The sequence below is a fragment of the Georgenia sp. SUBG003 genome (assembly GCF_000715355.2).
Classification (GTDB): domain Bacteria; phylum Actinomycetota; class Actinomycetes; order Actinomycetales; family Actinomycetaceae; genus Georgenia.
The window spans coordinates 1,613,702-1,626,959 of record NZ_CP180204.1; the positions used below are offsets into that span (position 1 = coordinate 1,613,702).

Sequence of the window (13,258 nt, forward strand, 5' to 3'; positions counted from 1 at the left end):
GTGCACTACGAGAGTAGTACCGTTCCGGTCATGGAGCGCACCTGGCGCCCGCGAGGCGCAGAAGCCGCGGCGTCGACGCCCGGCCGGGATTCCTTACCGCCGCTCGAGGGGGTGCGGCACCGCTTCGCCGACCTGCCAGGCCTCCGCATGCACGTCGCCGAGGCGGGGGAGGGGGAGCCCGTGCTGCTCCTGCACGGCTTCCCTCAGCACTGGTGGGCGTGGCGCAAGGTCCTGCCCGGCCTGGCGGCCCGCTACCGCGTTCTCGCCCCCGACCTTCGCGGTGCGGGGTGGACCGACGCCCCACGTCACGGGTACGAGGCGGACCAGCTCGTGGCCGACGTCGTCGCGCTGATGAACGAGCTCGAGGTCGACTCCGTCCGGCTCGTGGGTCACGACGTGGGCGGCATCCTCGGCTACCGGCTCTGCATCGCCCACCCTCAGCGGTTCCGCCGGTACGTGGCCGTGGCGGCGCCGCACCCCTACCCGAGTCTTGCTCCCCGCGTCCTCGTGCACCTGTGGAGGCTGTGGCCCATGTTCGCCACCGGGACGCCGGTGCTCGGCCCCTGGCTCCTGCGCGCAGGCGGACAGAGGTTCCCTCGCTACCTGATGACCGCCGAGACCTCGGACCCCGATGTCTGGTCGGAGCAGGACATCCAGCTGTACCTCGGCAGGCTGCGCAGCCCGGCGAGAGCGCGAGCCGCCGTCGCGCTGTACCGCAGCCTCGCCCTGAACGAGGCGCGCAGGAGCGTGGCCGGCGCGTACCGCGGCACTCGGCTGCGCACCCCGACTCTCGGCGTCTACGGCGCGTTCCTCCACCTGGGCGACGACGCCGACGAGGTCCCGGAGATCTTCGCCGGGTACGAGGGCCACGTCGACGAGATCACGTGGGCGTACATCCCCGGCACCGGCTTCTACATTCCGGAGGAGAAGCCGGCGGCCTTCCTCGAGCGCGTGCTCGAGTTCTTCGACGCTGCGTGACCTCGCCGCGGCCGGCTGCCGACGCCGCCTGACCGGCCGCGCGCCCGGGGCGGGGGTCTCAGCTGCCGGCCCTCAGACCGTCCGCCCGCTCCGCCTCCGCCGGGTCCTGCCCGCCGGGGTCCTGCCCCCCGGGTTCTGCCCGCCCGGGTTCTCCCCGCCCGGGTCTGTCGGCCCCGGGTCGGGGAGCGTCGCGAGCGAGAAGACGGTCGTGGCGCTGCGCGTGACGTTGCCCGCCTCGTCCGTGAGCTCGACGAACCACTCGTGCCGGTCCTCGGGTGCGAGACCGCTCATCGTCACGCTGGCCGTGTCCGTACCGGCCACCGTCTGCACCTCACCGACCGGCGTCGGCTCGCCCGCCGCGAGCGTCAGCGCCTGCGCGACGAGCGTCCGCGGCGTGCTCCCGCCGAGGTCGACCTCGAGCACGAAGTTCTCGGAGTCGTCACCGTGGAACCCGGCGACGTCGTCCTCGGAGATCGGCGAGTGCCAGCGTCCGTCCGACGTCCACGAGTCGAGCCACGGCGAGTACGTGTTCACGTACAGCAGGCCGTTCTCGGCGTCCACGCTGAGGTTCTTGTAGAACTCGTGGCCGCCCCACGGTCGCGTCTGGTAGTCGGTCAGGATGCCGTAGGACGTGCTGCCGTCGGCCGTGACGCGGTCCGCGACGAAGCTGCCCGAGTTGTGACCGGTGAAGACCAGGTCGACGTTCGGGTACGGGTCGACCAGCAGCTTGTTGATCCGCGGGTTGGAGTACGGGTCGTTCGCGTCGCGGGCGTGCATGTAGTCATGCGTCGCGAGCAGCACCGTGTGGTCCGGGTGCGCCTCGATCACGTCCTGCGCCCACTGGATCCCTGGGTCGTCGTCGGTGTTCGCCGACCAGTAGCTCAGCGAGAGGAACAGGAGCTTCGCCCCCTCGATCTCGGCCGTGTAGTAGGTGTTGTCGATGTCGAAGCTGCCTCCGAACGTGAACGGGGAACCCTCGAGACCCTCCTGCAGGCGTGAGACCGGGAAGTACTTCTCCAGCATCAGGCGGCCGTTGCGGTCCTCCGAGTAGTCGTGGTTCCCCCACGAGACCATGAGGGGGATGTCCGCCTCCTCGAGGGCTCGAGCCGCGGGCTCGACACCTCGCCACTGGTGCTCGTCGTCCAGGTACTCGCGGTTGACCCAGTCACCGGCGTGGATGACCAGCTCGGTCTTGCGCTCGTCGGCGTTGTCGACGATGTGCTCGAACATCTCGTTGGCCATCCACGGCGTCGCCTCGGCGTAGAGCTGGGTGTCCGGCACGTGGCTGAAGCCCCAGTCGAAGTCGGCGCCGTCCGGGTACTGCTCGTACGTGCGCTCGCCGAACGGCTCCTCGACCATGCCGCGCCACACCAGCATCTCGAGCGTGCGGTCAGGGCCGACGGCGTTCTCCGTCCCGAGGCCGGTCACGTCGAGGGACACCTCGCCGCCGTCGGCGTCCGAGGTGCTGTCCTTGAGCAGCCAGGTCGCGGCCACGTGGTCCCACACCCAGGCGGAGACACGACGGTCGTCGCCGGTGCCGGTCCAGGTGAGATGGAACTCCTGCTCCGCCGCCTGCTCGGGCGTGAGTGCGATCGAGTAGATCTGGAACGGGTTGGCGCCCGCGCCGACGGTGTCGGGCAGCAGCTCGCCGGACTCCTCGCCGGACGCCGGCGTGAGCGCCGTGGGAACGCGGTCCTCCGTGGACCCGGTCCGCACGGTGACGTTCGACCCGCTCAGCTCGATCGACTCGTTCGCGAGGAACCGGGCGCCCACCTGCTCGAGGTCGTCCGTCCGCGGGGTGGCGCTCAGCCGGACGTCGTCCGACCCGCCCTCCGCCCGGGAGGTGTCCACGACCGGCCGGGCGGGCGCGGCGGTGTCGGACACGGCGAGAGGCACGGACGCCTCGGCCGTGGCGTCCCCCGCCCTCGCCGCCAGCACGAGCGTCTGGTCACCGGGGGCGGTGACCGGGACCTCGAGCGTGAAGGCGCCAGCGTCGACGGTCTCCCTGAACACCGTCCGGCCGCCCACCGTCGCCGTGACCTCGGCACGCTCGGTGAGCGAGCCGGCCACGGGGACCAGCCCGGCCTCGACCTCCGCCGCCGGGGCGGGGCTGCCGAGGACGATCGACAGGGCCTCCTCCGCGCGCTCGGTGCGCTCGCCGTAGCCGACGGCGTCACCGAAGTAGTTCGCGTAGCGGAACCGCTCGAACTCGGGCAGGAACGGCGCGCTCGCGATCTGTACCTCGTCGATGGTGCCGTGGAACGGTGCGGCGAGGGTGTCGCCGTCGACGGACAGGTCGCCGATCGTGGTGAGCACGCCGAAGTCGCTGCGCGTCGACCGGCGCTCGGCCATCGTCTCGAACTGCTGGACCCCGTCGACGAAGACGGCGTAGGTCATGCCGTCGTACGCCTGGGTGACGAGGTGGGGTCGCCCGTCCGCCGGCACCGTGGCCGTGAACTCGTTGGACCCGAGGTGCACGCGCACCGACCCGTCCCCGCCGGTCACCCGCTGCACGAACGCGGAGCTCGTCTCGCCCGACGCCCGCTCCTTGGCGACGATCGTGCCGTCGCCGCCGGCCGCGGCGAGGTCCTCGGGGGTGAACGAGTACACGCCGCTCACGGACACGGTGCGCAACCCGCCCCCCACGTCGCCCGGGTACTGCAGGCGGGAGGCCTCGAAGCGGGTCGCGAGGGTGCCCTCCTCGGTGGCCTCCGCGCTCAGGTCGGCGCCCACGAGGGTGCCGACGTGCTGCCCGGTCGAGTCGGTACGGGTGCCGCCCGCATCGGTGGCCTCGTCGAAGTGCTCCACGAGCGTGTAGTCGGCGCTCCACACCTCGGTCGGGTCGTTGTCCGCGTCACCGCCTCCGTAGTAGGCCCACAGCGTCGCGACGGAGTCCGCCGCCAGTCGCGGCACGCGCACCCACACCGTGGACGTCGCGCCCGGGCTCCAGTGCTCGACCTCGTACGGCAGGAGCGCCCCGTCCGCAGCGGCGAAGGCGAGCTCGTCGGCTGCCACGTCGGGGCTGTCGGCGATGCTCAGGCGCACCGGGGCGTCCACGAAGTCGCGAGCCGTGTCGTTGCGGACCGTGAGCGACTGGCGCGCGGTCGCGTCGGCGTCGGCCCAGGCGACGGTGCTGCCGTCGGTGGAGACGAGGCCGCGCAGCTCGCGCAGCCGCAGCTCCGCCGCCTCCAGCCGGGCGACGTCGAGCGCGCCCCGCTGGGCCCGGCTGAGCGCGTCCACGGCGTCCCGCGCGGTCGAGACCACGCTGTCGTCGTCGAGGGTGAGGTCCTCGACGGCGGGGATCTCGGCGATGAGGCGCTCCACGCCGGAGAGCTCACGGTCGATGCCGAAGCCCTCGTACAGCTGCGGCTCGCCGCCGCCGGTGATGTTGTACACCTCGACGGTCAGCCGGTCCGCGGTGACGTCCACGGAGGTGAACGTCTCCGCGGTCCCGGCACGCGGCGTGCCGAGCCGGTCGAAGAGCTGCAGGTACGCCTCGAGGTCGAAGGCCTCGGCCTCGTCGACCTGCCCGTAGTGCTTGGCCCCAGCCGTGTTGGGCAGGAAGTAGAGCGTGCCGTCGGGGTCGACCGAGTACTCGATGCGGTGGCCGTCGACGACCTCTGTGATGACCGTGGTCTCCACCGGGCGCGCGAAGGCGGTGCCGTCCGGGTCGTGCCGCAGCACCTTCGAGCGCGACAGGTAGTGGTCGTGGCCCTGGAGCACGATGTCGATGCCGAGCTCGTCGATCACCGGCACGAGCACCTCGCGCATCGCGTGGACGTCGGCGTCGGTGGCGTGGTTGCCGGCCGTGTACGGCCCCTTGTGCATGACGAGGAACAGCCAGTCGGCGCCGTCCTCGCGTGCCGTGCGTGCCTCCTCGCGCAGCCACGCGAGCTGGGCGTCGGAGATGTTCTGCTCCGGGTCCTCGTTGGTGTTGAGCACCATGAAGTGGGCGCCCTGGTAGCGGTACGCGTAGTACGCGCCGCTCGTGGTGTCCTGGCCGTTCGGCGCCTCGAGCGTGAAGTGGTCGACGAACGAGCTCTCGGTGGCTTCGTGGTTCCCGGCGGCGGGCGCGACGGTGGTGCCGAGCAGGGTGTCCTGCGCGGCGCCGAGCATGTCGACCCAGTCCTCCTCGAGGTGACCGTCCTGCACCACGTCGCCGCCGTGCACCATGAACTCGGCGTCGGGCACCGCCGCGAGCGCCTTGCGCATGGTGGAGCCGGCGAGCGCGGCCTCCTCCTCGGCCTTCGCCTGGGTGTCGGTGAGGCTGATGAAGGTGAAGTCCTCCTCCTCCGCCACCGGGGTGACGAACTCGCCGGTCGCGCTCCACACGCCCGTGAGCGAGTCGCCCACGCGGTAGTGGTACGTGTTGCCGGGCTTCAGGTCGCGGGCGACGGCCGTGTAGTGGAGCTCGCCGTGCCGGGTCTCGCTCTTCTCGGCGGGCACCTCGAAGGTCGACCCGCCCGTCGGGAACGACGGGTCCGTGCTCAGCAGGACGGCCGCGGCGTCCGTGTCGACGGTCTGGTACCAGGAGAACGCGCGCTGCGTGCTCGGCTCGCCGTAGAACGTCGCCGTGATGCGGTTCGGCATCTCCTCGGGGGCGACGTGCTTGATGTGGGGGCGCCCCTGTTCGGGGTCCCACCGCCAGGCGTCGACGAAGTCCCAGCCGAGCGCCTCGTAGGTCGCCTTCTCGGCGAGGTCGGCCTCCGTCGCGTCCACGCCGTGCCTCCCGCGCTCCCCGGGACCCTCGACGGTCGCGCCGTCGAGGGTGGTGCCGACGTGAGCGAGGTTCCGGTCCGCGGTCCAGCCGGGGTCGGTGAGGGAGCCGACGACCCGGCCGGCCTCGGACCCGCCAGTGGTCCGGGAGGCGCGGACGACGTTGCCGGTGATGGTCGCGGCCGCCTCGGGGGCGGCGGCGACGAGGCCGGCAGAGCCCGTGGCGGCGAGGGTGCCTCGCACGAGGTTTCCGCGACGGCGGCGGCCGGGTTCCGGCGTCGTCCCTCGCGCTCCTCGGCGGCGCGGGCGCCGGTGGAGACCGCGGCGGCCTCCTGGGCCTCGTCGAAGACGGACGGCGCGCCGGCGCCGGCGTCACCCTCCTCCTCGCGGCCGGGGGGTGCGCAGGTTCCACTTCTTGATCGCGAAGCTGAAGATCAGGTAGTAGATCACCGCGTACCCGAGGCCGATCGGGATGATCCAGAGCGGCATGGTCGCGATGCCGAAGTTGAGCAGGTAGTCGATCGCGCCCGCCGAGAACGTGAACCCGTCCTTGATGCCGATGGCGTTGACGAGCGCCAGCGACGTACCGGTCAGCACGGCGTGGATGACGTACAGCGGGAACGCCACGTAGGCGAAGGCGTACTCCAGGGGCTCGGTGATGCCCGTGAGGAAGGACGTCAGGGCGACAGAGATCATGATGCCGCCGGTGACCTTGCGACGCTCCGGCTTGGCGTGGCGCCAGATCGCCAGGGCCGCAGCCGGCAGGGCGAACATCATGATGGGGAAGAAACCCGTCATGAACGTTCCGGCGGTGGGGTCGCCGGCGAAGAAGCGGAAGATGTCGCCCTGGGCCACCTGCCCGGTGTCCGGGTTGGTGTACTCGCCGAACTGGAACCACGGCAGGTTGTTGAGCAGGTGGTGCAGGCCGAAGGGGATCAGCAGGCGGTTGACGGTGCCGAACACGAAGCCGCCGACGACCACGTTGCCCTCGTCGGTCACCCACTCGCCGAACCCGCCGATGACGAAGTTGAACGCCGGGTAGATCAGCGCGAACAGCACGGCGACGAGCACCGCGACGAACGCGGTGATGATCGGCACGAGGCGGCGGCCGCCGAAGAACGCCAGGTACGGGGGCAGCTTCGTGCGGTAGAACCGCTGCCACAGCAACGCCGCGATGATGCCGATCGTGATGCCGCCGAGCACGCCGTAGTTGATCGTCTCCTCGCCCTCGGCCCCGGCGCCGAAGTACGGCGCCAGCGCCTCGAGCACGGCGGAGAAGGTCAGGTACCCGACGACGCCGGCGAGCGCCGTCGAGCCGTCGGACTTGCGGGCGAAGCCGATGGCGACGCCGAGCGCGAAGATGATCGGCAGGTTGCCGAACACCGCGTTGCCGGCTGCGGCGAGCACGCTCGCGACCGGGAGCATCCAGGCCATGCCCGGCCAGCTCGCCACGCCCTGCTCACCGAGCATGTCCGGCTGGCCGAAGCGCAGCAGGAGACCCGCGGCGGGCAGCACGGCGATGGGCAGCATGAGGGAGCGGCCGACGCGCTGCGCCTGCGCGAAGCCCGGGATGCTTCTCTTCTTCTTGGTGGTGGCGGAGGCACCCGCCGCGGTGGTGGTCATCGCTGCTCCAATTGTCAGGAGCGGCCCACCTGGTGTGCGCATCGGCGCGCACCGGGACGCTCCGGGTCGAGTCTGCGCTGACCGTCTCACGGTGCGATACGGACAGGCTGACGGGCACACTGAATCGCCAGCGAACCCGCGTGTCAAGGAACCGCGCCGCGCCTTGGGGATCGCTTGACACGTGCCTTGCCTGCGCGGTCTGATCGGGATGCCGGTCCGCAGTGGCCCGGTGCGGGCGCCCGACGGCGCACGGCGGGGAGTGCCGCCGGCAGGGTCACGGATCACTCGTGACGACAGGAGCTGAAGATGAGCCAGGCGGAGCAGATTCTCGCGGCGCTGGGCGGGGACGCGAACATTCTCGACCTCGAGGCGTGCATCACCCGGCTGCGCGTGGAGGTCGAGGACCCGGCCAAGGTCGACGAGGCGGGGCTGCGTGCCGCAGGCGCCTTCGGTGTGGTCCAGCAGGGCGCGGCGGTGCAGGTCGTCGTCGGCCCGCAGGCCGACACGATCGCCGAGGACATCGAGGACCTACGGTGACGCTGCGGGTCCTCGCACCCGTCGCCGGGAGAGTCCTGGCGCTCAAGGACGTGCCGGACCCCGTCTTCTCCGAGGCCATCGTGGGGCCGGGCATCGCCGTCGATCCCGCCGGCGCGGAGGTCTCGGAGGTCCGCGCACCCGTGGCGGGAACCGTCATGAAGCTCCACCCGCACGCGTTCGTGCTCGTGGCCGACGGCGGGCGCGGCGTCCTCGTGCACCTCGGCCTGGACACCGTCCAGCTCGGCGGCGAGGGCTTCACCCTGCACGCGCAGGAGAAGGACAAGGTGGAGGCCGGCCAGCTTCTCGTCACCTGGTCCCCCGAGCAGGTGGCGGCCGGTGGGCGCTCCCCGGTCACCCCGGTCATCGCGCTCGAGGGCAGCGCAGAGGCGCTCACCGACGCCGTGCAGCCGGGGGACACGGTCGCCGCCGGCGACGAGCTGTTCAGCTGGGCGTGACGAACCCCGACCTGCGGGGCCGCGTGGACGCGATGCTGCGTTCGCCGGGCGCCGGGCTGCTCCTCGACCTCGACGGCACCCTGGTCAACTCCGAGCCCACGCACCGCGCCGCGTTCGTCACGTACTTCGCGCGCCGCGGCTGGGACGTGCCGACCGAGATGCTCCACCTCTTCGCCGGCCGGCGCGGGGCCGAGGTCTTCGCCGCCGTCGAGGGCCCGTGGACCGGTGAGGACCCGATGACGCTCGCCCACGAGGTCATCGCGTGCATCGACGTCGAGGCCTACCCGCCGGCGCCCGTCGCCGGGGCGGCCGAGGCCGTCGCGGGTTGGGCGTCGTCGGCGCGTGACCGGGCGGCTCGCAGGCGGGCGCCTCGACGGCGGGCACGGTGACGGTGATCTCCTGCGTCACGCCGTTGACGGTGAGCCGCACGGTGGCGGTCCCGGGTGCCACGGCCGTCACCTCGCCGGTGGCCGGGTTGAGCCGGAGCACGTCCGCCTCGCCCTCCAGCCCGGCGGCGGAGGCGTCGGCGACGGTGACGTTCTCCCCCGACCAGTCGGCGCTCATCGGCCAGGCGACCGGGACGTGGCGGCCGCCGTCCTGGGTCACCGTCCCGGTGACGACCGCGGTCTCCCCGAGCGCCAGCTCGGCCGGGACGTCGAGGGTCAGCGCGTCGACCCGCGCGTGGACCTCGGCGCGCAGCCACTCCAGCCGGTCGGTGACCGGCGCCGGGTCGTCCCCGACCACGCCCTCGCCCGGGTCGACGCCGAGCAGCGTCCAGCCGGTGAACCCGCCGGCGTCCGGCGTCGAGGACGGCGACTTGCCCGAGTTGCCGTTGACGACGTTCGAGACGCCGTCGAAGCTGCGCGCGTGGAACGCCCCGACGTGCGCGTTGACCGCCGCGACCGACTTGCCGGACGACGCGCGGAAGTCGCCGAGCAGCGCGTCGACCGCCGCCGCCTCGTGCCGGTCGGAGATCTGCGAGGCGTCCGCGGGCAGCGGGTCCTCGGTCGGGTGGTGGAAGAACACCACCGCGCCGGTCACCGCCGGGTCGGACGCCGCCTCGGCGAGCGCCTCCTCCAGCAGCCGGATCTGGTCCAGCCCGCCGGCCCGGAGCGACCCGGCGGACGTGTCGAGCGTGATCACCCTCGTGCCGTCGAGGTCGACCACGTTCTGCGCCGGCCCGAACGCCGCCTCGAACTCCGCGACCGACCCGCCCATGATCTCGTGGTTGCCGGGCACGTAGAGGTACGGCACGGCGTCGCCGACCTCCTCCTCGAGCACCCGCCTGGCGAGGTCGAAGTCGATCGGCGACCCCTCGTCCACGAGATCGCCGTTGACGACGAGCAGGTCCGGGTCCTCGGCGACGATCTCCTGCAGCGTCCGCCGCGCGGCGGCGACGACGTCGGACTCGGGCGCCCGCCCGACGAACTGGGCGTCGGACATGACCGCGATGCGCTGGGCGAAGTCGTCCACGGTGCCGTCGGTGACGATCACCGGGTCGTGCACCGGGGCCGCCACCGGCCGCTCGACGTCCGGCGCGACGACGGCGCGGATGTCCGTGAACGCGATGTCGCCGCGGTAGGTGGCGGTGGAACGGGTCTCCATGATCCGCACGCGCTCGAGCGTGAGCGGGAACGGCGTGCCCGCCGGGACGGTGAACGTGGTCTCCTTCCAGCCCTCCCAGGTGACCATCGGGCCGTCGAGCTGCTTGACGACGCCGTCGCCGTCGCGAACCTGCAGCCGGGGCCAGGCGCCCGTGGCGTCGCCGTCGACGAGCATGGTGATGGCCTGCGGCTGGCCCGGAACGGGGGATCGGGGCCGGGGCGACGGCGTAGGAGCCTCGCGTGGCCGTCGAGGTGGTGAAGTCGTGGGTCAGGCGCAGCGCGGGCTGCCCGTCGGGGCCCTCGGCGACGGTGAGGGCGCCGGTGGCGCGCGCCTGCGCGAAGCTCCACGAGGCGCCGTCGGCCAGGTCGGTGACGGGCTTGGTGGTCAGGCCCACGGTGACGGGCACCTGCACCACGGTGCCGGCCACCTCGAGCTGGACGACGGCGGAGCCGGAGCCGGTCGTGGCCGTGACCGTGAAGGCGTCGAGGCCGGCCGGTTCTACGGTGAAGCCGTCGGCGACGGAGGCCTCGACGTCGGCCACCTCGACGGGCGCGGAGAACCCGTCGGCGTCGTGGCCCGTCAGGCGGACGGTGGCGGTGTCGCCCTCTCCCTCCATGGCGATCTGCTGCGTGGAGGCGGTGACGTGGTCGAGCGGTCCGAGCACCGTGAGGTCGGCCGCGCCGGTCAGGCCGGACGCCTTGTAGGTGACGGTGGCCGGACCGGGCGTGACGCCCCGGAGCACGGCGCCGGTCTTCGACTGCTCGGCGACGACGGCGTTGGCGTCGTCGCCGTTCGGCAGGGAGCCCGGCGACGTGACGGTGAACTTCCCCTGCGCGTCGGTGCCGGCCAGCTGGGCGGAGAGACCGACACCCTCGATCGTGCGGCGCAGCCCGGGGATGACGTGGTGGGCGTCCTCGCCGTCGAGAGCGGGGCGCACCGCGACGTCGGTGAGCCGCTCGGTGGCGGCGGAGGAGAAGAACGCGAGGGAGTTGGCGACCACGCGCTCCGAGCCGTCGGACGGGACGTTGACCAGCTCGGGCCCGGTGCCGCCGGCGGGGCGGGCCACCATGGTGGTGGAGCCGCCGCCGTCGATGTTGACGGCGTTGTGGGCGCCGAGATCGATCATCAGCTCGGCCACCTCGACGCGGGTCATGCCGCGGGCGGTGGCGCTGCGCCCGTCGACGGTGGCGACGATGAGTTCCGAGCCGTCCTCGGTCAGCCCGAGGACGGTGCGGGCGGCGACGGGCTCGTCCGGGAAGTCGGCGAGCTGCCCGTCGAGGACCAGCGGGACGTTGCCGCCGATGCCGAGGTCGACGTCGGAGCTCGGCTCGACCGTGACGGCGACGGCCTGGCCGACCTCGAGGGCACGCAGCGCCTGGGCGCCGGCGCCGCGGCCGAGGAGGATCTGGCCGCCCGCGGGGAAGGTGGGCACCCCGGCGGTATCGGCCACGGCGGTGACGGTCCCGTCCACGACGACGGCGGTCGCGACGTCGGTCTCCCCCGGCAGGCCGGCGGGCCGGTCGAGCGAGGCGCTGCCCCACCGCTCGTTGTAGACGCCGATGCTGCCGGCCGGGACCGTGGCCCGGTTGAGTCCCGCGAGCTCGTGGGTGGCCCCGCCCGCGGTGAGCGTGCCGGAGGCTGAGAGGTACTCGACGGCGGCGACGCCGTCGCTCAGGGTGAACGCCGGGTACGGCTGGCTGTAGCCGTTGACGACCTCCCCGTCGCTGACCGTGGTGAAGATCGGGGCGTTCGTGTAGTTCATGTCGAAGTGGTTGCCGTTGACGGCGGCGACCGCCCCGGTGCCCTCGACCTGGTCCAGCACGGTGGCCGGCGTGGTGGTGGCGCCGGAGTCGAGGACCTTCATGCTCAGCGTCGGCTCGGTGAGGTCGGCCCTGAGGATGTTGCCGGACGTCCAGCCCTTCTCCTCCAGGCGCTGGAAGCTGGTCAGGTCCAGCCCCGGCGCGACGGCCTTGGTGGACACCTCGTGGAGCACCGAGCCGTCGGCGTCGAGGTCGAACCCGCCCGTGTCACCGACGGTGCCGAGCTCCGCGAGGGTCTCGGCGTCGGTGGGCCCGGCGGGCTCGGTGGAGGCCAGCGCCGGCAGCGCGCCGACGGTGGTGAGGCAGAGACCGGCGCCCGCGAGGGCGGCGGTCAGTCTTCGGGCTGGCAGGTGCACGGTTCCCCCGGTGGTCGTTCTCGGCAGTGGCGTACCCGGACGTCGTCGTCCGGTGACGGCTCCCGACCGTACTGACGCCAGGTGGCCCGTCGGTGAACGGCCGGTGTGCGTTTGTGGTCACGGCCGGTTGCTGCCACGGCCCGCCGAGCGCGGTCCGCCCGACGAGAGGCGCCTGGACGACTCTCGTGACCCGACCGTCCGGCCGACGCGCTCCTCCTTCGCGGGGACGAGGCCGGGCCCGCCCATCGTCCGGAAGTTCCGCGTCAGGTCCGTCCTTCCGCGGGATCTCCCCGGGCGCCGTCGTCCCTAGCGTCCTTCCCAGCAGCGACGAGCGCTGACAGACGCACACGAAGGAGACGGACCGTTGACCACGTCCACCACCCCAGCGCTGCGGCGGAGCACCGCTCCGCAGCAGCTACCGCCCGACTCGGCCACCGCGGCCGCCCGTGCCGCCGGCCTCACGAAGGTCTACGGCGACGGTGAGACCAGGGTCGTCGCCCTCGACGGCGTCGACGTCACGTTCCCGCGCGGTGTCTTCACCGCGATCATGGGCCCCTCCGGGTCCGGCAAGTCCACGCTCATGCACTGCATGGCCGGGCTCGACGAGGCCACCGGCGGCACGGCCTGGATCGGCGGCGTCGACCTGACGACGCTGAAGGACAGGCAGCTGACCGACCTGCGCCGCGACAAGGTCGGCTTCATCTTCCAGGCCTTCAACCTCATCCCCACGCTCACGGCGCTGGAGAACATCACGCTGCCGATGGACCTGGCCGGCCGGCGGGCGGACATGGAGTGGCTGGACGCCGTCGTCGCCGCCGTCGGGCTGCAGCAGCGGCTCTCCCACCGGCCCACCCAGCTCTCCGGCGGGCAGCAGCAGCGCGTGGCGTGCGCACGGGCGCTGGCGAGCCGGCCCGAGATCATCTTCGCGGACGAGCCCACCGGGAACCTCGACAGCCGCTCGGGCGCCGACGTCCTCGCCTTCCTGCGCACCTCGGTGCGCGAGCTCGGCCAGACCATCGTGATGGTCACGCACGACCCCGTCGCCGCCTCCTACGCCGACCAGGTGCTGTTCCTCGCCGACGGCCGGCTCGTCGACCGCATAGCAGACCCGACCGCCGACCGCGTCCTCGAGCGCATGAAGGCCTTCGACCCGGCCGGCGGTGCGTGA

8 protein-coding genes and 1 pseudogene are annotated in these 13,258 nt (G+C 72.6%); 5 read left to right on the forward strand and 4 right to left on the reverse strand.

What is annotated here, in order from left to right:
• The first annotated feature begins 111 nt into the window (after positions 1 to 111).
• Positions 112 to 978 (forward strand): alpha/beta fold hydrolase, encoded by an 867-nt coding sequence (locus DA06_RS07935; protein WP_043498899.1) that lies wholly within the window; start codon positions 112 to 114, stop codon positions 976 to 978.
• Positions 979 to 1,050: 72 nt separating this feature from the next.
• Here the strand turns inward: DA06_RS07935 and DA06_RS07940 are convergent, their stop codons facing one another.
• Positions 1,051 to 5,937, reverse strand: a complete 4,887-nt coding sequence (locus DA06_RS07940) for a DUF2341 domain-containing protein (RefSeq protein WP_418607340.1) — start codon at positions 5,935 to 5,937, stop codon at positions 1,051 to 1,053.
• A 129-nt stretch (positions 5,938 to 6,066) separates the two neighbouring features.
• Positions 6,067 to 7,317, reverse strand: coding sequence for a PTS transporter subunit EIIC (locus tag DA06_RS07945; RefSeq protein WP_418607342.1), 1,251 nt, complete (start codon positions 7,315 to 7,317; stop codon positions 6,067 to 6,069).
• 306 nt (positions 7,318 to 7,623) lie between these two features.
• Between DA06_RS07945 and DA06_RS07950 the strand changes: the two genes are divergently transcribed.
• Positions 7,624 to 7,854, forward strand: a complete 231-nt coding sequence (locus DA06_RS07950; protein ID WP_043498907.1) for a glucose PTS transporter subunit EIIB — start codon at positions 7,624 to 7,626, stop codon at positions 7,852 to 7,854.
• Positions 7,851 to 8,309 carry a PTS sugar transporter subunit IIA gene (locus DA06_RS07955; RefSeq protein WP_043498909.1) on the forward strand — a complete coding sequence of 153 codons (459 nt, stop codon included), beginning with the start codon at positions 7,851 to 7,853 and terminating at the stop codon, positions 8,307 to 8,309. The genes DA06_RS07950 and DA06_RS07955 overlap by 4 nt, the downstream gene beginning before the upstream one ends.
• A 255-nt stretch (positions 8,310 to 8,564) precedes the next feature.
• Here DA06_RS07955 and DA06_RS07960 read toward each other — a convergent pair whose 3' ends face one another.
• Entirely contained in the window at positions 8,565 to 10,088 is a 1,524-nt protein-coding gene (locus DA06_RS07960; RefSeq protein ID WP_418607343.1) for a metallophosphoesterase family protein, read from the reverse strand.
• Between the two features lie 859 nt (positions 10,089 to 10,947).
• Positions 10,948 to 11,778 (reverse strand): annotated as a pseudogene (locus DA06_RS07965) (phosphodiester glycosidase family protein); the annotation flags it as partial.
• On the opposite strand from DA06_RS07965, the gene DA06_RS07970 reads away from it, so the two are divergent.
• Positions 11,683 to 12,165: a hypothetical protein gene (locus tag DA06_RS07970; RefSeq protein WP_418607345.1), complete on the forward strand. Its 483-nt coding sequence runs from the start codon at positions 11,683 to 11,685 to the stop codon at positions 12,163 to 12,165. The pseudogene DA06_RS07965 and the gene DA06_RS07970 overlap by 96 nt on opposite strands.
• A gap of 313 nt (positions 12,166 to 12,478) precedes the next feature.
• Positions 12,479 to 13,258: an ABC transporter ATP-binding protein gene (locus DA06_RS07975; protein ID WP_043498913.1), complete on the forward strand. Its 780-nt coding sequence runs from the start codon at positions 12,479 to 12,481 to the stop codon at positions 13,256 to 13,258.